The 22,769-nt window shown below is 31.2% G+C and carries 16 protein-coding genes; 10 read left to right on the plus strand and 6 right to left on the minus strand.

Features of this window, described 5'->3' with window-relative positions:
- Positions 1-44 precede the first annotated feature (44 nt).
- The 8 genes from rimO to KQS_RS09605 all read left to right on the plus strand — a co-directional run bounded on the left by rimO (position 45) and on the right by KQS_RS09605 (position 8,933).
- Positions 45-1,358, plus strand: a complete 1,314-nt coding sequence (rimO, locus tag KQS_RS09570; RefSeq protein ID WP_014388984.1) for a 30S ribosomal protein S12 methylthiotransferase RimO — start codon at positions 45-47, stop codon at positions 1,356-1,358.
- A 5-nt stretch (positions 1,359-1,363) separates the two neighbouring features.
- Positions 1,364-1,723 carry a hypothetical protein gene (locus KQS_RS09575; RefSeq protein WP_157868418.1) on the plus strand — a complete coding sequence of 120 codons (360 nt, stop codon included), beginning with the start codon at positions 1,364-1,366 and terminating at the stop codon, positions 1,721-1,723.
- 145 nt (positions 1,724-1,868) lie between these two features.
- On the plus strand, positions 1,869-2,351 hold the full coding sequence (locus KQS_RS09580; protein ID WP_014388986.1) for a GbsR/MarR family transcriptional regulator: 483 nt from the start codon (positions 1,869-1,871) through the stop codon (positions 2,349-2,351).
- 13 nt (positions 2,352-2,364) lie between these two features.
- Entirely contained in the window at positions 2,365-3,468 is a 1,104-nt protein-coding gene (locus tag KQS_RS09585) for an efflux RND transporter periplasmic adaptor subunit (RefSeq protein ID WP_014388987.1), read from the plus strand.
- A gap of 26 nt (positions 3,469-3,494) precedes the next feature.
- Positions 3,495-6,632: an efflux RND transporter permease subunit gene (locus KQS_RS09590; protein WP_014388988.1), complete on the plus strand. Its 3,138-nt coding sequence runs from the start codon at positions 3,495-3,497 to the stop codon at positions 6,630-6,632.
- 7 nt (positions 6,633-6,639) lie between these two features.
- On the plus strand, positions 6,640-8,034 hold the full coding sequence (locus KQS_RS09595; protein WP_014388989.1) for a TolC family protein: 1,395 nt from the start codon (positions 6,640-6,642) through the stop codon (positions 8,032-8,034).
- Between the two features lie 106 nt (positions 8,035-8,140).
- Positions 8,141-8,377, plus strand: a complete 237-nt coding sequence (locus tag KQS_RS09600; protein ID WP_014388990.1) for a YdcH family protein — start codon at positions 8,141-8,143, stop codon at positions 8,375-8,377.
- A 79-nt stretch (positions 8,378-8,456) separates the two neighbouring features.
- A complete protein-coding gene (locus KQS_RS09605) occupies positions 8,457-8,933 on the plus strand; it encodes a GyrI-like domain-containing protein (protein ID WP_014388991.1) in 477 nt (158 codons plus the stop codon).
- 16 nt (positions 8,934-8,949) lie between these two features.
- Here the strand turns inward: KQS_RS09605 and KQS_RS09610 are convergent, their stop codons facing one another.
- Positions 8,950-10,359, minus strand: a complete 1,410-nt coding sequence (locus KQS_RS09610; protein ID WP_014388992.1) for an MBL fold metallo-hydrolase — start codon at positions 10,357-10,359, stop codon at positions 8,950-8,952.
- A 123-nt stretch (positions 10,360-10,482) separates the two neighbouring features.
- Here KQS_RS09610 and KQS_RS09615 point away from each other — a divergent pair, with 123 nt between their 5' ends.
- Positions 10,483-10,896: a hypothetical protein gene (locus KQS_RS09615; protein ID WP_014388993.1), complete on the plus strand. Its 414-nt coding sequence runs from the start codon at positions 10,483-10,485 to the stop codon at positions 10,894-10,896.
- Between the two features lie 43 nt (positions 10,897-10,939).
- On the opposite strand, the gene KQS_RS09620 is transcribed toward KQS_RS09615, so the two are convergent.
- The 5 genes from KQS_RS09620 to KQS_RS09640 all read right to left on the minus strand — a co-directional run bounded on the left by KQS_RS09620 (position 10,940) and on the right by KQS_RS09640 (position 18,992).
- The gene (locus KQS_RS09620) at positions 10,940-12,481 is read right to left on the minus strand and encodes an acyl-CoA carboxylase subunit beta (protein WP_014388994.1); all 1,542 of its coding nucleotides are present in this window, start codon (positions 12,479-12,481) and stop codon (positions 10,940-10,942) included.
- A gap of 86 nt (positions 12,482-12,567) precedes the next feature.
- On the minus strand, positions 12,568-14,007 hold the full coding sequence (gene accC / locus KQS_RS09625; protein ID WP_014388995.1) for an acetyl-CoA carboxylase biotin carboxylase subunit: 1,440 nt from the start codon (positions 14,005-14,007) through the stop codon (positions 12,568-12,570).
- A gap of 1 nt (position 14,008) precedes the next feature.
- Positions 14,009-14,494: an acetyl-CoA carboxylase biotin carboxyl carrier protein subunit gene (locus tag KQS_RS09630; RefSeq protein ID WP_014388996.1), complete on the minus strand. Its 486-nt coding sequence runs from the start codon at positions 14,492-14,494 to the stop codon at positions 14,009-14,011.
- Positions 14,495-14,597: 103 nt separating this feature from the next.
- Complete coding sequence (locus KQS_RS14045) at positions 14,598-16,625, minus strand: response regulator (RefSeq protein ID WP_014388997.1); 2,028 nt, start codon at positions 16,623-16,625, stop codon at positions 14,598-14,600.
- Between the two features lie 171 nt (positions 16,626-16,796).
- Positions 16,797-18,992: a B12-binding domain-containing radical SAM protein gene (locus KQS_RS09640; RefSeq protein WP_014388998.1), complete on the minus strand. Its 2,196-nt coding sequence runs from the start codon at positions 18,990-18,992 to the stop codon at positions 16,797-16,799.
- A gap of 108 nt (positions 18,993-19,100) precedes the next feature.
- Between KQS_RS09640 and KQS_RS09645 the strand changes: the two genes are divergently transcribed.
- Positions 19,101-22,724: a T9SS type B sorting domain-containing protein gene (locus KQS_RS09645; RefSeq protein ID WP_014388999.1), complete on the plus strand. Its 3,624-nt coding sequence runs from the start codon at positions 19,101-19,103 to the stop codon at positions 22,722-22,724.
- The last annotated feature ends 45 nt before the right edge of the window (positions 22,725-22,769 follow it).

Below are 22,769 nucleotides of genomic sequence, written 5' to 3' on the forward strand. Positions count from 1 at the left end.
TTGTAATTTTGCAGTCATTTTCAAAAAAAATACAGGATAAGTCTATGAGAACTAAATCTTTAAAAAAGAATAAAATCAATGTAATAACTTTAGGTTGTTCTAAAAACGTGTACGACAGTGAAGTTTTGATGGGGCAACTAAAAGCCAACGGTAAAGATGTTACTCACGAAGCAACGAATGATGAAGGCAACATTATTGTTATTAACACATGTGGTTTTATTGACAATGCAAAAGAAGAATCGGTAAATATGATTTTGGAATATGCAGAGAAAAAAGAACAAGGAATTGTAGACAAAGTTTTTGTTACAGGTTGTTTATCTGAACGTTACAGACCTGATTTAGAAAAAGAAATTCCGAATGTGGACCAATTTTTCGGAACAACTGAATTACCTTTACTATTAAAAGCTTTAGGTGCCGATTATAAACACGAATTAATTGGTGAACGTTTAACTACAACACCAAAAAATTACGCTTATTTAAAAATTGCAGAAGGTTGTGATCGCCCTTGCAGTTTTTGTGCTATTCCTTTAATGCGTGGAAAACACGTTTCTACTCCTATTGAAAACTTAGTCATTGAAGCAGAAAAATTAGCCAAAAATGGAGTTAAGGAATTAATCCTTATTGCTCAAGATTTAACCTACTACGGTTTAGATTTATACAAAAAAAGAAATCTTGCTGAATTATTAGAAGCATTAATTAAAGTTGAAGGAATTGAGTGGATTCGTTTACATTACGCCTTCCCTACTGGTTTTCCAATGGATGTATTAGAGTTAATGAAGCGTGAACCGAAAATTTGTAATTATATTGATATTCCACTTCAACATATTTCAGATAATATTTTAAAATCTATGCGTCGTGGTACAACGTATGAAAAAACGACACAATTATTAAAAGATTTTAGAGCTGCAGTGCCAGGAATGGCTATTAGAACTACATTGATTGTTGGTTACCCAGGGGAAACAGAAGAAGACTTCCAAATTTTAAAAAATTGGGTCGAAGAAATGCGTTTTGAACGTTTAGGTTGTTTCACATATTCACATGAAGAAAATACGCATGCGTTCAATTTAGTTGATGATGTTCCAGAAGAGGTTAAACAAGCACGTGCGGCTGAAATCATGGATATTCAAGCACAAATTTCATGGGAATTGAATCAGGAAAAAATTGGACAAACGTTTAAATGCATCATTGATAGAAAAGAAGGACAATATTTCATTGGTAGAACTGAATTTGATAGTCCAGATGTAGACAATGAAGTATTAGTAGATGCGTCCAAACATTATTTAAAAACGGGTGATTTTGTGACTTTAAAAATAACCGATGCAACTGAATTTGATTTGTATGCAGAACCGATAAACTAAGAATGATGAAACATTTATTTTTAAATATTTGTCTTTTATTTTCTATACTCACCTTTTCGCAAGAAAACTTGCACTATAAAGAAGGGATTTATAGTGTAGAAATAGAGTTAGCTAACAAAAGCCATCTTTTACTAAATCAAGAAAACACGTTTCAAATTGTAACCAAAAACATAGAAACTGTAAATTTATCAGCGGCTGGAAAAAATTTAAAAATTAAAAAAGGAGCCGAAAAAAATCGATCGGTTTGGATCGTTACTCCATCCAATGAAATTTTGGTGGATGGTTTTTATCAACTTAATATTACGTTTAGAGGAAAAAAAGGAAAATTATTTTCACATCAATTTCTAATTCCAGTAAAAGAATAAAATATTTTAGACCACTATAACTAATCCTGTTCTCATGAATGGGATTTTTTTTTAACATCTAAATCAAAAGTTTAACAATTATTTAAGTTCGGTAAAAACCGAACTAAACGAACTGTTTCTTAATTTTGTCAAAAATTCTATTCAGATGAAAACGCAAATCCAAATTAAAGAAGAATTAATTGAACAATTTGGAGTTCATTTTGAAAAGTATTATTCAATTCCACCACTAGCTTCACGTATTTTAAGCACTTTAATCTTAAGTTCTCGAGAGCGTGATTTAACTTTTGAAGAATTAGTGGCCATAACAGGGGCAAGCAAAAGTTCCGTTTCAACTAATTTACATTTACTTCTCGAATCTGGTAAAATTGTATATTATACTAAATATGGGGATCGTAAAAAATATTTTAAACCTGCTAGTTTAACGGAACGAATAAAACATCATTTAACCATTATTCAATCGGAACAAAAATTAATTAAGAAGTTAAAAAAATACGAAGATATTTTCGATAAAAAACCTTTAACAAAAGAAGATTATGAAGGTGTTAAACTTTATAGAGAATACATCAATAATTTCGAAAACTTAATTGAAGAATTTATCAAAAAAATTGAAGAATTAGAATCTAAATAAACAAACATTTACTATGAAAAAGAATTTATTATTAACTGCCTTATTTTCAAGTATAGCACTTATATCGTGCAAAAAGAAAGAAGTAGAACAAGCGAAACCCATTGGAAATTATAAAGTAGTTCAATTAAGTGAAACCAATTCAACATTAACGGCAGAATACCCAACTGTGTTAGAAGGAATAGTAGATGTAGAAATACGTGCTAAAGTTGATGGTTATATTGAAAAAATTTTGGTTGATGAAGGGCAAGAAGTAAAAAAAGGGCAAGTTTTATTTAAGCTTGAAACACAAACGGCCACACAAGATGCGGCGGCTGCAAAAGCAAGAGTGGATGCGGCCTTAGTAGAAGTGAATCGTTTAAAACCATTAGTAGATCGAAACATTATTAGTCCTGTACAATTGGAGACCGCTAAAGCTAATTTAGCCAATGCACGAAGTACATATCAAAGTATTATTGCTCGAATCAACTATGCCACTATAAAAAGTCCGGTTAACGGTATAATTGGTTCTATTCCGCATCGTATTGGAAGTTATGTGAGTAGTCAAACAGCTGAACCTTTAACGCGTGTTTCAGATATCAGTACGATGTATGCCTATTTTTCAATCAATGAAAAAGAACAATTGAACCTATTAGAACAAGCTGAAGGCACTAGTTTTCAATCGAAAATTGCAAAATTACCTGCTGTAAATTTAATTTTAAGCAATGGCGAAACTTTTGAAACGAAAGGTAAAATCGAAACTTTCAGCGGACAAGCCAATACGCAAACAGGTTCTTTCAATGTAAGAGCTAGTTTTAAAAATACCAACAAAATTTTACGTTCCGGCAATACCGGTAAAGTTCAGATTCCAACACAAGTTAGTCATGTCATTATCATTCCTCAAAAAGCGACATTAGAACTGCAAGACAAACGTTTAGCTTTAGTAGTTGGTCCAAATAATAAAGTAAAAATGGTTCCGATAAAAGTGAGAGAAGTACCCGGAGGTCAATTTTTTGTAGTTGATGAAGGCTTAACAATCAAAGACAAATTAATAATTGAAGGTGTGGGTATTTTAACAGAAGATACCGAAATTAAACCTGTCATAGTTGATTATAACGAAATTTTAAATCCCAAACAATAATTTATAACTAGTTAAACTTAAACAATATGTTTTCAAAATTTATTGACAGACCCGTATTGTCAACAGTAATTTCTATTATTATTGTGATTTTAGGTGTTTTGGGACTAATTGCATTGCCTGTTTCCCAATATCCAGAAATTGCTCCACCAACTGTGACAGTATCTGCAAATTACCAAGGAGCTAGTGCTGAAGTAGTATTAAACTCTGTAGTTATACCTTTAGAAGAACAAATAAATGGTGTAGAAGATATGACCTATATGACTTCTACGGCAAATAACGACGGTTCGGCATCAATTAGCATCTATTTTAAATTAGGAACTAATCCTGATTTAGCTGCTGTAAATGTTCAAAATAGAGTATCTCGAGCTACTTCCCTATTACCACAAGAAGTAACAAGAGCGGGTGTAACAACAGCAAAAAGACAAAGTGACAATATTTTAATTTTCTCCTTATATAGTGAAAATAAAGAATACGACATGACCTTTTTACAAAACTATGCCAATATTAATATTTTACCCAAAATTAAAAGGGTTACTGGTGTGGGAGAAGCTATGGTTTTTGGTCAAAAAGATTACACCTTACGCATTTGGTTGAAACCAGATGTAATGGGGTCTTACGGATTAATCCCCTCTGATATCATGTCAGTTCTATCAGAGCAAAATATTGAAGCCGCTCCAGGCCAATTAGGTGAAAGTAGCGATCAAACTTTTCAATATACTTTAAAATACAAAGGGCGTTTACAAACTGTTGATGAATTTAAAAATATTGTTATTCGTTCCACAACAAATGGTGAAGTCTTAAAACTTAGCGATGTAGCTAATGTTGAATTAGGTGCAATTAATTACGCCAGTAATACATTAACCAATGGCAATCAATCTGTTGCAATTGCTATTGCACAAACGGCAGGTTCCAATGCCCAAGAAGTAATTAAAGGATCTTTAAAAGTTTTAGAAGATGCCTCTGTAAATTTTCCAAAAGGAATAAAATTTACAACTTTAGTTAATGCTAATGATTTCTTAGATGAATCTATTTCTAAAGTAATTCACACGTTATTTGAAGCTTTCATATTGGTATTTATTGTTGTATTTGTCTTTTTACAAGATTGGCGTTCCACTTTAATTCCGGCTATTTCAGTGCCGGTTGCAATTGTGGGAACGTTCTTTTTCTTAAATCTATTTGGATTTACAATAAACATGCTTACGCTTTTCGCATTGGTTTTAGCCGTTGGAATTGTGGTAGATGACGCCATTGTAGTTGTTGAAGCCGTTCATGCTAAAATGGAAGCAGGTGAACACAATCCAAGAAAAGCAACTCATAGTGCTATGAACGACATTAGTAGTGCAATTATTTCAATTACATTAGTCATGTCAGCCGTATTTATTCCAGTATCTTTTATCAGTGGTTCAGCAGGAGTATTTTACAAACAATTTGGTTTAACATTAGCCGTATCCATTGTATTATCTGCTATTAATGCATTAACCTTATCACCGGCTTTATGTGCTATTTTCTTAAAAGAAAATGATAAATCAAAACCACATAAAGGATTTGTTAATCGTTTTTATGATGCTTTTAATGCCTCATTTGATCGAACAACTGCTAAATATAAAAAATCAGTTGAATTTTTTATCCATAAAAAATGGTTAGCATTTATAGTAATTGCAGCTTTTGCAGGGATATTTGCCTTGTTAATGAATACCACACCAAAAGCCTTTGTACCAAGTGAAGATACGGGTGGAATCATGTCTGATGTTTCCTTACCTCCTGGAAGTTCTTTAAAAAGAACAGAAGAAGTATTACTACAGATTGAAAAAGCAGTAAAAGGTATTCCAGAAATTGATAAAGTACTTAGAATATCGGGACGAAGTTTATTAAGTGGTACAGGTAGTAATTATGGAATGATTATCGTAAAACTTAAACCTTGGGCAGAAAGAACCGCTAAACCACAACATATTGATGCCATTGTACAAGAACTATTTAAAAGAACTGCAGCAGTAAAAGATGCTAAAGTGCTTTATTTTGCCCGACCAACACTTGCTGGATTTGGTTTTAGTAGTGGATTTGAATTACAATTACAAGATCAAAAAGGGGGAACCATTCAAGAATTAAATGAAGTAACTGGTAAATTTTTAGGTGAATTAAATAATCGTCCTGAAATTCAATATGCCTCTACTTCTTTTTCTCCTAATTTTCCGCAATATGAAATTGAGTTGAATGTTCCATTAATTAAAAAATCGGGACTAACAGTCAATGATGTTCTGGGTACAATGCAAGGGTATTTTGGAGGTGTTTACGCCTCAAACTTTAATAAATTTGGTAAACAATTCCGTGTAATGTATCAATCAGAGCCAGAATACAGAAGTAATCCTGAATCTTTAAACCAAGTAATGGTTCGAACTTCTACTGGAAATATGGCACCAATTTCCCAATTTGTGAATTTGAAGAAGGTTTTTGGACCGCAAAGTATTTCACGTTTTAATTTGTTTACTGCAGTTAAAATTTCTGGTGCTCCTTCGCCAGGTTATAGTACTGGTGAGGCCATTGCTGCTATGGAAGACGTAGCGCAAAAAACGCTTCCTGTAGGCTATGGATATGAATATTCTGGTATGACAAGGGAAGAAAAAAGTGCCGGTGGACAAACTGTTTTCATCTTTACATTGTGTTTAGTATTTGTTTATTTCTTATTAGCCGCACAATATGAAAGTTATATGCTTCCGTTTGCTGTACTTCTTTCACTTCCGGTTGGATTAGCAGGGTCTTATATTTTTGCAAATATTTTTGGTGTAAGTAATAACATTTATCTACAAATTACTTTAATCATGCTAATTGGATTACTCGCCAAAAATGCCATATTGATTGTTGAATTTGCTGCAGAGGCCAGAAGAAAAGGTCTTAGTATTAGAGAAGCAGCAATTCAAGGCGCCATTGCCCGATTAAGACCAATTTTAATGACTTCATTTGCCTTCATTTTAGGTTTGTTACCCTTAATGTTAGCAAAAGGAGCTGGTGCAACAGGAAATCAAGCCATTGGAACGGGCGCTATTGGAGGAATGTTAATTGGGACTATCATTGGGGTACTAATCATACCTGTTTTATTTGTTATTTTCCAACATTTACAAGAAAAAGTAAGTTCAAAACCAATTGAGAGTACAGAAATAAGCAATTAATATTATTATGAAAAAGAAGAATTTAAAAATTGGATTTTTAGCCCTACTAATTGCTTTTAGCTTGCAATCCTGTTTTGTTGCTAAACAATATCAAAAACCAACAATTTCAACTGATAAACTGTATAGAACAGAGGCTAAATTAGACAGTACCTCTATTGGTCAATTATCTTGGAAAGAATTGTTTACTGATAGTCAACTTCAGGCGTACATCAATGAAGGGCTTCAAAACAATTTAGATCTACAAATTGCCATACAAAATATGTCGGTTGCAGAAGCTACGATGAAACAAGGAAAAGCCGGTTATTGGCCAACAGTAACTGGAAATGCTACATGGACCCATCAAGAAACCTCAGCCAACAGTCAATTTGGTCGCCTTTTTAGCAGCATTGACCAATATGAATTATCGACTAGAATGAGTTGGGAAGCTGATATATGGGGAAAAATAAGAAGTACAAAACGAGCAACTCAAGCCTCATATTTACAATCGCAAGCCGCTAAAACAGCCGTTCAAACTGATTTAGTTTCAAAAATTGCTTCCTTATATTATCAAATGTTAGCGACACAAGAGCAGATAAAAGTCGTGGAACAGACATTAAAAAATAGAAATGAAAGTGTTGAAGTAATCACTGCCTTAAAAAAAGCAGGAAGTGTAAATGAAGTTGCCGTGAAACAAACGGAAGCTCAAAAATGGGCCACCGAAATTACACTTAAAGATTTAAAATACAATTTAAAAGTCATGGAAAATGCTTTCAACGTATTATTGAATAAAAAGTTTGAAGCGGTTGCAAAAGGTAATTTTTCAGATCAAAATATTTCAGCCGAAATTAAAACTGGTGTACCAGCCTTGTTGTTGAGTAATAGACCTGATGTAATTGCCGCAGAAATGAATTTTAGAAATACGTTTGAATTAACTAATGTAGCAAAAAGTAACTTCTATCCTACTTTAACTATTACTCCAACAGCCGGATTTCAAAGTTTAGAATTACAGACGTGGTTTAGTGCTAATTCCTTTTTTGCTAATATAATTACAGGATTAACACAACCCATTTTTAATCAAAGACAAATTAGAACACGCTATGAAATTGCAAAAACAAACCAACAAATAGCGTACCTAAACTTTGAAAAATCGTTGTTAATAGCAGGAAAAGAAGTATCAGATGCCTTAGCCAATTATGAAAATGAAACTGAAAAATTAGTAATTCGACAAAAGCAAGTTGATGCGCTTAAAAAAGCGGCTGAATACTCGGATGAATTGTTAAAATTTGGAATGGTTACTTATTTAGAAGTTTTAACCGCAAAAGATAATGCTTTGAATACGGAGTTAAATTTTATTGATAATAAATACAAACAATTAAACGCCGTTATTACACTTTACAAAGCATTGGGAGGAGGAGCAAAATAAAAATAAGGATGAAAAATTTTCTTTATTGTTAAAACTGACAATTATCATATGAAAAGTCTTTAGTAATTACGAACTTTGAGTATAGAAATTTAAAATTACTTTACCTATGATTCAAAAACACATCCTAACCGAAGAATTTCCAGAGTTTGCAGAAAAAATTCACACTTTAAAAGTTGAAGATGCTCATTTTAAAAAACTATTTGATGAATTTGATGAATTAGATCATGAAATTTATAGAATTGAAAGTGACGCGGAACCTGCAGCTGATGAAACTTTAAATGATTTAAGAGTAAAACGTGTTCATTTAAAAGATGGTATTTATCAATACCTTACCTCAAAATAATTAATAGTTTAATTTTTTTTAAATCCTCGTGAATATAGATTTTACGAGGATTTTTTTATATTTGATAAATTACTAAAATATGGATTATAAAGTTGTAGAAATACCTGGTAGAAAATTAATTGGCTATTCAATTGAAATGTCATTAGTAGAAAATAAAACCAATGAGATTTGGAAAAAATTTATGCCCAGATTGAAAGAAATAACAAATGCAAAAAGTGCCGATTTGTATTCGTTACAAGTATATCCTAATAATTATTATTTAGAATTCTCGCCGTTTACAACCTTTACAAAATGGGCAGCAATTGAAATAAAAGAATTCGAAAACACACCAGAAGGTTTTGAACACATGGAACTTCCCTCAGGAAAATATGCTGTTTTTAACCACAAAGGAAATACTGAAATGTTTGCAAAAACAGCACAATATATTTATGGCGAATGGCTTCCTAATTCAGGTTATGAATTAGACAATCGTCCTCATTTTGAATTATTAGGAGATAATTACTTAGGTCATGAAAATCCCGATTCTGAAGAAGAAATTTGGGTTCCAATAAAATAAACTTTATCTCATAATACTACAATAACGTTGAAGGACAAACATATGCTGTTATTGCTAATTCTGATTGTGATTTAATTGCTGTAAAACCACCATTCACTTCAACAAAATTTTGTATTCCTTTTTGATATAATAATGAAGCGGCAATCATACTTCTGTACCCACCGGCACAATGTAACACAAAATTTTCTTTTGGAAATTCATCTATTCGCTTGTATAATTGATTTAAAGGAATATTAATTGCACCTACGACATGTTCAGAATCGAATTCGCTTTTTTTACGCACATCAACAACAGGCCAATTAGTGAATTGACTGTTAATTTCAGAAGCTTCTATTCTTGTAATTGATTGAAGAGGCAACTGTTCTTTCTTCCAAGCTTCATAACCTCCATCTAAATAACCAATAGTTCCGTCATACCCCACTCTGGACAATCGGATTATACATTCTTCTTCCCTTCCTTCATCCGTTACTAAAATAATTTTTTGATTGATATCCAGAATCATTTCTCCTACCCACATAGCAAAACTTCCATCAATTCCAATATTTACACTATTAGGAATAAATCCTTTCGAAAATTCAGAGGCATTTCGAGTATCTAAAACTAAAATGGAAGGGTCTTGAATTAAATTTCTAAAATCTTTTATCTGGATAGGATGCTTCCCTTTAGTGATAATTGCATCTAAACTTTCGTATCCATTAATATTCAACAATACATTTTTTGGAAAATACGCTGGCGGTGTAGTTAATCCGTTTAATAGTTCCGAAACAAATTCATCTTCAGTCATATTGGGACGTAAAGCATAATTGGTTTTCTTTTGGTTACCCAATGTATCTGTCGTTTCCTTACTCATGTTTTTCCCACAGGCGCTACCTGCTCCATGATTAGGATAAACAATCAAATCATCTGCTAACGGCATTATTTTTTCTCTTAATGAATGATATAACATTCGAGCCAATTTATCTTCCGTTAAATCAGCAATGACATGTTGGGCCAAATCGGGTCTTCCAACATCTCCAATAAACAAAGTATCACCAGAAATGATGCCATGTTCTTTACCCGATTCATCAATTAATAAATAGGTTGTACTTTCTAATGTATGCCCCGGAGTATGAATGGCTTTAACTTTACAATTTCCTACTTGGAAGAGTTGTCCGTCTTCGGCAATAATTGCTTCAAAATTGGGCTTAGCTGTAGGACCATATACAATTTTTGCTCCAGTTTTTTTTGCCAAATCTAAATGACCTGAGACAAAATCGGCATGAAAATGGGTTTCAAAAACATACTTAATTGAGGCATTATTATTTTGTGCTTTCAAAATATAACCGTCGACTTCTCGCAGTGGATCAAAAATAGCTACTTCTCCGTTACTTTCAAGATAATAAGCGGCATGAGCCATACAATTGGTATATATTTGTTCGATTTTCATTTTATAATTATTTTGAGAGCGAATATAAAAGGAAAATTGAAGTAGGAAAATGACATTTGTCATGACAAAATTTTTCAGATTTAAAAAAAATCATTTTATTTGAAAAATCAACCCAAACTAATCATGAAAAAACTATTAGTCATAACTAGTCTATTGACTAGCCTTTATTTTTTTAGTCAAACTAAACCGAGTACTTTTAATTACTCTTGCGGAAATAGTGTACAAGTAACTCAACCGCAATTGTTGTTAGATAGTAAATATGATTATGAAGAAGAAGATTTAGACATGATAACTTCAATTACAGATGTCATAATTAAAGACAATCCAGGGAAAGAAGGGTATGAAGTATTTTTTGCAGAGCGAAATAATTCGAAATTAGTACTATTAGTTATTGGTTTAACTAATCCTAAACAAATTGATAAAACAGCATGCGATTTATTTTCAAATCCTAATTTAAAATTACCCACCTACACTACAATATTATTTTTCGATGACACTTCTAAAAGCAATTTTATAGTTGCCTTAAGAAAAAAATAAAAAAGCCACTTGACGTGGCTTTTTTATTGAGTATAATATACTCTTATAGTGGAATATTACCATGTTTACGTTTTGGAGTATCCACAACTTTATTTTCTAGCATACTAAATGCTTTTAACAATTTACGACGGGTATCTTTTGGCAAAATAACTTCATCTATAAAACCTCGTTGCGCTGCTGTGTAAGGATTTGCAAATAAATCGGCATACTCTTTTTCTTTTTCAGCTAATTTTGCTGCAGGATCTGCTGCTTCACTAATTTCCTTTTTGAAAATAATTTCAGAAGCCCCTTTTGCACCCATAACTGCAATTTCGGCACTTGGCCATGCAAAATTAAAATCAGCTCCAATATGTTTAGAATTCATTACATCATAAGCACCACCATAAGCTTTACGAGTAATTACTGTAATTCTAGGAACAGTAGCTTCACTAAATGCATATAATAATTTAGCTCCGTGTGTAATAATTCCATTCCATTCTTGGTCCGTTCCTGGTAAAAATCCGGGCACATCCTCTAACACTAATAAAGGAATATTAAAGCAATCACAAAAACGTACAAAACGAGCCGCTTTCATAGAACTGTTTACATCTAAACAACCGGCTAAAACCATAGGCTGGTTGGCAACAATTCCAATACTTCTTCCACCTAAACGAGCAAAACCAACAATGATATTTTCTGCATAATTCTTATGAATTTCAAAGAACGATTCCTCATCAATAATTCCTTTGATAACCTCGTGCATATCATAAGGCTTATTGGCATTATCTGGAACAATATCCGTTAATTGTTCACGAATTTCATCGCCCAATTCAAACGGTAATTTAGGTGTCGTTTCTGTATTATTTTGAGGAATATAACTCAATAATCGTTTAATATCTTCTAAACATTCAATTCCATTTGGCGAGGTGATATGACAAACACCCGATTTTGATGCATGAGTCATGGCACCACCTAACTCCTCAGAAGTAACTTCCTCATTAGTAACTGTTTTTACCACATTAGGTCCGGTAACAAACATATAACTGTTGTTTTCAACCATCATCGTAAAATCGGTCATTGCTGGAGAATAAACGGCTCCACCCGCACAAGGTCCCATAATGGCAGAAATTTGAGGAATTACACCAGATGCTTGTACATTTCTATAGAAAATATCAGCATATCCACCTAATGAACGAACCCCTTCTTGAATACGTGCACCACCAGAATCATTTAATCCAATCATAGGAACCCCACTTTTTAAGGCCATATCCATTACTTTACAGATTTTTTCTGCATGAGTTTCAGATAATGAACCCCCAAAAACAGTAAAATCTTGTGCAAAGATATAAATTGGACGACCATTAATGGTTCCATAACCTGTAACTACTCCATCCCCATATATTACTTCATTTTCCATTCCAAAATCGGTTGTACGGTGCGTTACCAACATACCGATTTCTTCAAAAGAGCCTTCATCCAATAAATATTCTACACGTTCACGAGCGGTTAAACGTTTTTTTGCATGCAAAGCTGCAATTCTTTTCTCACCTCCGCCTAATTTGGCTAAAGCGATTTTATCTTCTAAAATTTTTATTTTTTGTTCCATAGTTTTAGTATTTAGCATTTAGCAATTCGTTTTTTAAACCTTTTACTATTTGCTTTTTAACTTTTTACTTTTTACTTGGCATTTGCTTAATTCGGTAAACGTACAATTTTCTTGTCTTCTAAATACTTTTGTAAAGCCACTAGAGCTGCCACTTCAGCTTCTTTATCAAATTGTGCTTTTAATTTATCACTATCGTAATATTTCTTTACAAAGTTCGTATCAAAATTACCTGATCTAAAAGCTTCATGTTCCATCACAAAAGTTCCGAATGGTAGTGTGGTACTCACGCCTTCCACTTTATATTGTGCAATCGCTTCAATCATCAATTCAATGGCTTCTTCACGGGTTTTACCATACGTAATTAGCTTAGCCAACATGGGATCGTAATAAATTGGCACATCCATTCCTTGTTCAAAACCATTATCTACTCGAATACCTTCTCCAACTGGAATTTGGTACACCTCTAAATTTCCAACACTCGGTAAAAAGTCATTTAATGGATCTTCCGCATACACACGTAATTCCATAGCATGCCCTTTTATTTCTAAATCTTCTTGCTTAATTGGTAAAGCTTCACCTCTAGCTACACGAATTTGCATTTCAACTAAATCCATTCCCGTAATCATTTCAGTAACAGGATGTTCTACTTGTAAACGTGTATTCATTTCTAAGAAATAGAAATTTTTATTTTCGTCTAATAAAAATTCAACTGTTCCTGCTCCTAAATAATCACACGATTGTGCCACACGAACTGCAGCTTCACCCATTGCTTTACGTATTTCAGGAGTTAAAACTGAAGAAGGTGCTTCTTCTACTACTTTTTGATGGCGACGCTGAATACTACATTCTCTTTCAAATAAGTAAAGAATATTTCCATGACTATCAGCCATTACTTGTATTTCGATATGACGCGGCGAACCAACATATTTTTCAATAAAAACAGAGCCATCACCAAAAGCATTGGTAGCTTCCGAAATTGCTCTATTCATTTGAGATTCAAATTCTGCTTCATTTTCAACAATACGCATACCTTTTCCACCCCCACCAGCAGAAGCTTTAATTAAAATTGGAAATCCAATTTCTGAAGCAACTTTTTTAGCCAGAGCAATATCCGTAATTGCTTCATCCAAACCAGGAACCATTGGGATATTGAACGCTTTAACTGCATCTTTTGCAGCAAGTTTACTTCCCATGATTTTCATCGCATGTGATTTAGGTCCAATAAACGTAATGTTATTTTTTTCTGCTAATTCTGAAAAATCAGAGTTTTCACTTAAAAATCCGTAACCAGGATGAATCCCATCTACCCCTAATTCTTTACAAACTTCAATAATTTTATCGCCTAATAAATACGATTGATTCGAAGGTGCTTCACCAATACAAACGGCTTCATCAGCAAATTTAACATGTGGCGAATTTCTATCTACTGTAGAATAAACGGCAACCGTTTTAATTCCCATCTTTTTAGCGGTTTTCATCACACGAAGTGCAATTTCACCTCTATTTGCAACTAATATCTTTTTCATGCTATTCAAATTCAATTAACAATTGTCCTTTTTCTACGGCATTCCCTTTTTCTACTGATACACTTTTAATGACACCTGCGCGAGGTGAAAACAATGTATTTTCCATTTTCATTGCCTCTAGAATTAATAAAGTCTCATTTTCTTGTACTTCCTGACCAACCTGCACAGCTACTTCTAGAATTAATCCAGGCATAGGAGCTTTTATCGCATTAACAACTTTACCTGCTCCAAGTGAAATACCCATCTCTTTAATTAAGGAATCTAAAGGAGTTGCAATATCAACATGATAAGTAGATCCATTAACTTTTACAGTATATTTTCTTGCATTATAATCTGTTGCAATTATTTCTGCCTGATAAGCCATATGGTCGTTAAGAATGTGAAAATGATTTTCTTTTACACTAACAGCATCTAATTTCCCTAAATCCTGTTCAGTAAACTCAAATGAAGTATTTTGATTTACAGAAAGTTTATAAGATTTACTCATAATTTTAAAAATTTGGTTGTAAAAATACGTAAAAGAAAACGTTTTCGGAACGCAAAATTTTAAAAATGTGGTAGTTTGGTATAGCTATTATAAAAAATATAGTTTAGTCAATTTTGATGAATTTTGACAGTGTTTTCATCAATTTATTTTTATCAATTGGTTTCATAATGTAATCGCTAAATCCAAGATCTTTAATTTTTTGAATCTCCTCTTCAAACGAATAAGAAGTTTGTGCAATGATTGGGATATTTTTATCTAATTGTCTAATTACTTCAAATGCTTCGTACCCATTTTTATTTGGCATTTTTATATCCATTAAAATGAGATTGATTTCCTGATTATTTTTAAACAATTCTATTGCTTCATTTCCATCATGAGCCCTGATAATTGTAAAATTTAAATTTTTTAATAATTTTTCAATCAACAAAAAATTCACATTATCATCCTCAGCAACTAAAATTACTTCTTCATTACCCAATTCTTGAACTAAACTTGAATTTACTTCATCATTAGAAGGTAGACTTTCATAAATTTCAATTGGAATAGCTACTTTAAATGTTGTTCCAACGTGTTCTTTTGATTCGAAAGTAATGGTTCCATTTAACATTTCAACATACGCTTTTGAAATAGCTAAACCTAATCCTAATCCTTCATTGGCTGAAATGTCTTTTGAATTAATTTTACTAAATCGTTTAAAAACATTTAATTGAAATTCTGCTGGAATACCAATTCCTGAATCTTTAACTTGTATCTTTAAACTATTATTTTCAACACCAATCTCTAAAATTATAAATCCTTTTTTGGTAAATTTAAAAGCATTATTGAGAAGATTACATATAATTTCCTGAACTTTAACTTTATCTGTTAAAATTATGGGCAAATGTGAGTCGGCAGTTATAATTTTAAAATCAATTTCTTTATTCGATTGCATTAAATCATAAGTTTCTTTTGTAAAAGACACAAATTCATTTAAATCGAAAACCGTAAAATTCGGTTTTATACTGTTTGAATCAATCTTTGACATTTCGACTAAATCATCAATAATCTCAATTAAATTTTTACCACTCTGTTTAATGATTGTGATGTAGTCGTTTCTTTCTTTTTCAGAAATAGTATCATTATTCAATAAATCAGAAAAACCTATAATTGCATTCATAGGAGTTCTAATTTCATGTGATAAATTCATTAGAAAAGCTGTTTTTAACTTGTCACTTTCCTCAGCTTTAGTTTTGGCAAGATTTAATTCTTTTGTTTTTAATTGATTTTCTTCAAAAAGTTTCCCAATATAGCGGAATTCGCCTCTAATATTTTTTAGTGATTGAATAGCATTAGGATCACCGTTTTTCAATATTTTTTTAATAAAACTGAGTGGTAATTTTGACCATTTATTGGCAAAATAAAAATAAATTATCCAAGAAAGAATTAGCGCAATTGTAATTACAGTTAAAATAAACTTGGTTATCCAAAAATCAATATTATAGGCACGTTTAAAATATAATTTTTGAATAATTTTTTGATTATAATCTTTTAATGGATATACAAAAGAAACTGATTTTATATTGTTATCTGATTTTGTAAAAAACTCAATATTAGAGGTACTTATTTTTTCAAAATTGGCAAAATAATCATTGTCCAAAAGTCGGACCATAAAAAAACAACCCGCAGGTTTTGTTTTATTTTTATAAGGATCATTGGAGGGATGAATTGTTGCCCCATACACTTCAACAATACCTTCTGGTATTTTCAAATAAAACTTATCAATTTTCTTATTTAATACTTTACGAATAGCCTCTTTAGGAATAAAATCAAACGTTTTTATTTTTGGAGTAGCAACTTTTGTAACAAAATGAGCATCTAAATCATATACTACTATATATTCAACTTTATAATTATTTACAATACTTGCCACCGAAGCATTGAACCAATTAATATTTTTAGTTTTTAGAAAAGTAACAAACTCATCCCAATAAGTGATTTCTACAATAAGTGAAGTTAAATTTTCAGAATCGAGTTTCATTAAAGAATTAATTTCATTCTTATAAATTTTATTACTCGAATCATAAATATGTCGCTCTTGTACTTTCATGTAATAGTACAAAGCAAGTACCAAAATCAATAATGCAAAAGACATAATTGATAAAAGACTTAATACTTTTTTGTAGGTAGAATCTATTTTTTTACAGAAAAAAAATCTCAAAACAAAACTCTTTAGATGTTAAATTTATGATTTTTTTTCAAAAAATACACACTATATAAAAAATAGCATCAAAAAAAATAATTCTATATTAACAAATCATAACAATTATAACACCAAAACTCCATATTTTCTAAAGTTTGTCATTGCCTTGCTAAACCAAAACAATTCAAAATCTTCAAATTGAGTTTCGTAATCTAATTTTATGTGTTGAAAAGTTACTAATTTATCATTTGCAATTGAAGTAGCTGCAATCATTTTCAACAGCCAATCCCCTACCTTCTTCTCAATTGTTATATCATAAGAAAATGTTTTATCTTGAAATAATAAATTCATCATTTCCCAATTCATTCCTTTTTTAGATTTTGTAAAAACTTCAACTTTAGGATTATTACAAATACTAACTACTTTTGAGTTAGGTTTTAAAGAAAATATTTCTTCCTCTTTGAGACAATCTTGAATGTAAAAAGGGGCAATTTTGGTTTTTGGTATTTTAAAATCAAACCATTCTTGTAATTCAAAATCAAAACCAATACCATGCATATAATTAAAGAGTGATTTTTTTAATCCATAACTAAATTTATCATGATTAATCCCTGTTTTGTCTTTAAATTGAATGTCATTATTAGCAAAAGTAATTTCCTTAATTTCTGGAACTACACCAAATTCATCAGGGGTGATGCCTACTGGACTATGCGCTGTCATAGCGAATTGATGCCAAAAACCACTTTGTAAAACACCAATTTCAAATAATTGGCGAACCATTTCCAACGAATCTACAGTCTCTTGTACGGTTTGTGTAGGATAGCCATACATCAAATAGGCATGTACCATAATGCCACTTTCTGTAAAGTTTTTGGTAACCTGAGCAACTTGTTCTACTGTAACCCCTTTTTTAATTAAAGCTAATAACCTATCGGACGCTACTTCTAATCCGCCAGAGACAGCAATACAACCCGATAATTTTAATAATAAACATAAATCTTTTGTAAAACTTTTTTCAAAACGGATGTTGGTCCACCAAGTTACCACTAAATTTCGTCGTAAAATCTCAAGTGCAACTTCTCGCATTAAAGCAGGTGGTGCAGCTTCATCCACAAAATGAAAACCATTTTCTCCTGTTTGCTCTATGAGTTGTTCCATTCTATCGACTAAAATTTTAGCATGAATGGGTTCATAAATTTTGATATAATCCAAAGAAATATCACAAAAAGTACACTTTCCCCAATAGCACCCGTGAGCCATAGTTAATTTATTCCATCGTCCATCACTCCAAAGACTATGCATAGGATTAGCCACTTCAATTACAGAAATATATTGATCTAGCAACAAATCTGAATAGTCTGGTGTACCTACTTCACTTTGTTTATAATCCAATTGGGATGTGTTGTTTACATAAACTACTTTTCCATTTTCTAACCAAAATGTTCGTTTAAATTCGGTATTTTTGGAGTTAAGCACATGCGAATACAAAAGTTCTAATGGTAATTCACCATCATCCAATGTTATAAAATCAAAGAATTCAAAAACTCTAATATCTTTTAAATCACGTAATTCTGTATTTGGAAAGCCACCTCCCATGGCAATTTTTATTGATGAAAAATGTTGCTTTATGTATTTTGCACAACGAAAAGCACTATATAAATTACCGGGGAAGGGAACTGAAAAACATACTAATTTCGGTTTATTTTCTTCAATTCTTTGATGCAATAATTGCAAGGTAATTTCATCAATATAAGTTGGTTCCAACTGAAGATAATCATACAACTCATCAAAAGAATTAGCACTTCGACCTAAACGTTCTGCATAGCGACTAAAACCAAAATTTTCATCTATACATTCCACTATAAAGTCTGATAAATCTTCTAAATATAATGTTGCCAAATGTTTTGCTTTATCTTGCATACCCATAGAACCAAAAGCCCAATTAACAGCTTCTACATCTGCATGAAAATTTGCAAATCTGGATGCTTCTGGTAAAAAATTCCCACTACAGATTTGTCGTGCTAAAGAAGGATTTTTACCTTGCAAAAAAGCAATTACTTTATCTATAGTTTTAATATAATCGGCTTGTAATGCAAAAATTCTACTAGCATTTTCAGACAACTCAAATTCCTCTTGAATACTTTCAAAAATATAATTTAATCCTTTTTTAGAAAACAATTCTAAAATTACTTCAATACCCAAATCCATTTGAGTACTTTCAATCTTTTTAGTGTTGAAAAAACCTTTTAAATAAGCTGTTGCTGGGTAAGGTGTATTCAATTGTGTAAAAGGCGGCGTTATGAGAAGTATGGGTTTCAAATAAAATTAATTTTAAAACACAAAAATAACATTTTATTATCATTAACTACATGTACTAAATCACTTCTATTTCATATATTTTTTTTATTTTTGTAAAAATTTATTTTCATGAAACAAATAGTTAATCTATTCATTCTCCTATCAATAAACATTTTATTTAGCCAAAACAACATTAATTTAAATTCAAAAAAACTTGAAAAAAGAAAAATATTTGAAGATCAATCTGGAAAAATAGTTACCAATCCAGAACAAATTCAAACTATTTTAGAAAAAAAGAAAATAGAAGAGATAATCAATACTCCTAAATTAAAATTTAAAAGTAGTACTGCTGTTCATTTATGTAGTAATAATAATTTTGAAGAGTTTGAAACAATTTCAGGCGTAAATTACCTCAAAGATTATAAATATACAATAACGGATCCATTAAATCCAACTCAATGTGTAACTCCTTTTGTTACTGCGACTTCTGGAATAGCTGAATACAATCCAACAAATACCGGCTTAATGGTAACAACTGTTCCTGCAAATTATATTGACGAATTTATAGGAAGTATAAATGCATTTGACCAATTTGCTTTAAAAATAAATTACAAAAGTTCAAATACAACTTCAGGGGTTGTTCATGCAAAAAGATTTAAAACAAATAATGAAGATAAAGTCACTTTAAATTACAAAGCAGTACTCCAAAGTATAGATGGATCTGGGCATCAAAATGAACAACCATTCATAAAAATCAGGATTATTAAAAGTAATGGTTCTATTGCAGATGAATTTTGTTTAATTGGTGATCCTACGAATTGTATTTTTACTCAAGCTCCAAATTATGAAGCTGGCAGTATTGTTTTATTTACTTCAAATTGGCAAAATGTAAGTTTAGATATTTCTTCTATTCCAAATAATGAAGAATTTACTATTGAAATGACAGCAGCAAGATGCGGACTTGGAGGGCATTTTGGATATGCATACATTGACGATTTATGTCTTGCACATTCAGATGAAAATTTACAAGGTAGTATTGAATTAAATCCTTTATTTCAAATTTGTCCTAATTTACCAATTGATGTATGTGGAACATTTACAATTCCAAATTCTGGAGGTATTTCTGCAAATGTTACAGGTATTACATTAAATGTTTTAAACAATAATAATGCAATTGTTTATTCAAGTAGCACACCAACTACATTAGATTTAAACACAAAAATATTTTGTTTTCAATTAAATGCAGCTAATTTTCCAAATGTTATAAATGCAAATTATAATGTAAGTGCAACAATTAATTACAGTACAACACAAACAAATTGTTCTGGAACAGCGTTTAATTCAGTCACTGATCCGGACGCTAACATTGGATGGGATATATCATTTTTAAATTGTACACCAGATTGTAATTTTTCACTACAAACGGGCACATTAAATATGTGTGATACAAACTCCGACGGTAAAGAATTTTTCGATTTAACAAATATTGAAAATCAATTAATTGGAACACAAACTGGCTTAACAATTTCTTATTTTAATACTTATAATGATGCTTCTACAAACACAAATTCAATAACAAATCCTACAAATTTTGAAAGTTATTCATCAACCCTCTATGCGAGAATAACAAAAGACGCAACCTGTTACAAGATAATAGCTTTTCAACTTTTAGTTAAAAATCCATTTGCTTCAATATCAGGAATTTTAAATGTTTGTCAAGGAAGTACTGATTTAACTGCTTCTCAAGGAGTTTCCTATTTATGGTCAACAGGAGAAACCACACAAACAATAAGTGTATCTTCAGTTGGTACTTATACTGTTACTGTAGTTGATGACGAAGGATGTAGTTCATCAAAAAGCGTCACAATATTACCAAGTCAAGTTGCAGTTTCCCCAACAATTGAAGTTATTCAACCAACATGTTCTGTAGGAACTGGAACCATAACTATAACCAGTCCTGCAGCAGAATTTAGTATTGATGGTGGTTTAACTTGGTCAACAAATAATTCTTTTACTAATTTAAATGTTGGATTTTACAATATAAAAATTAGAACAATTAATAACTGTTATTCTTATAATTCTACTGTTCACATTATTCCATTCCTATCTGATTATCCCTACTTTAATTCTGTTCAACCTACAAGTTGTGATGGATTAGGTGAAATAACCATTACCACTGTTGCTTCCGAATATAGTTTTGATAACGGTGTAACATGGACAACAAACAATGTAGCCTCTAATTTACCTATGGGTACTTATTTAATTAGAACAAAAGATTCAAACGGATGCATTTCTAATTTCAATAGTGTTACACTATATGGTGAATTTTTATCAATTCCTACATATGTTTTTAGTCCACCTTATTGTTCAAACTTAGGAAGTATAATTTTCACTTCAGTTTCTGATTTTTACAGCATTGATGGTGGAACAACATGGCAAACCTCAAATACATTTAACAATTTACCTGCAGGCAGTTATCTAGTAAAATTAAAAAACAATCTTGGTTGTACTTCTCCAACTCAATATGTTTATTTGACTAGTTTAGAAAACACCTATCCAGATTACACAATAACTGATGCTGGTTGTAATACATATGCTTCCATAGTTGTCAATACAATTGCAGATGAATATAGTTTTGATAATGGATTAACTTGGACTACATCAAATACCTTAACTAACATATATGGCGGAGGAGTTACTTTTCCTATAAAAATTAAAAAAGGAGGAAATTGCTATAGTCTTACATCAAATGCATATGTTAGTTCAACATTTTTACCATTACCTGTAGTTACAAATTATTCAATTTTGATTTGTGACAATCAAAATAATGGTAATGAACCTGTTAATTTAACCATTTACAACAATCAATTTGTTGTTAACAGTACTAATTTCACATTTACTTACTACAATTCTTTAAATGGAGCTCAAAATCAAATAGCATCAGATCAAATTACTAATTCATTAAGTTATTTATTAAATACAAATTCAAAAATTATATATGTCAATGTTAAAGATATTTATGGATGTTTTAGTATTGCAGAATTACAATTAGATTTAATTCCTACTCCAATTCCAACTATTGAAGATTTATTTTATTTATGTGAAAATCACACAGTAAAATTAACTGAAAATCAATATTTTGACAGCTATTTATGGTCAACTGGAGAAACTACCCCAAGTATTATTGTGAATCAACCAGGTCAATATCAATTAACTGTAACTGAAAATCACGGAAATGTTATTTGTTCAACTACTAAATCAATAAATGTAGTTTTATCAAATCCAGCAATATTTCAACAAACCATCACTTCTGATTGGACAGATGATAACAATATTATCACTGTTAACGTTACTGGACAAGGAGATTATGAATATTCATTAAACGGCATTGATTATCAAGACAGTAATGTATTTACAAATTTAGAATATGGTGAATACACGATATATGCAAGAGACAAACATGGATGTGGAATTTCATCTGATGAAATCTATTTACTTATGTATCCAAAATATTTTACACCAAATGGCGACGGATATAATGATTTTTGGAAAATTAAGTTTTCAGACAACGAACCTAATTTGACTATAAAAATATTTGACCGACAAGGAAAACTGGTGAAACAATTTGGATCATTATCACAAGGATGGGACGGAAATTACAACGGTAATCCCCTACCTTCAACAGATTATTGGTTTGTAGTAACCCGACAAAATGGAAAAACACATAAAGGTCATTTTTCTTTAAAACGATAAAATGTTAAGAGCAGTTAAATACTGCTCTTTTTATTTATAGATTTT

Origin of the sequence: Flavobacterium indicum GPTSA100-9 = DSM 17447 (assembly GCF_000455605.1) — a bacterium.
In the GTDB taxonomy this organism is placed as follows: domain Bacteria; phylum Bacteroidota; class Bacteroidia; order Flavobacteriales; family Flavobacteriaceae; genus Flavobacterium; species Flavobacterium indicum.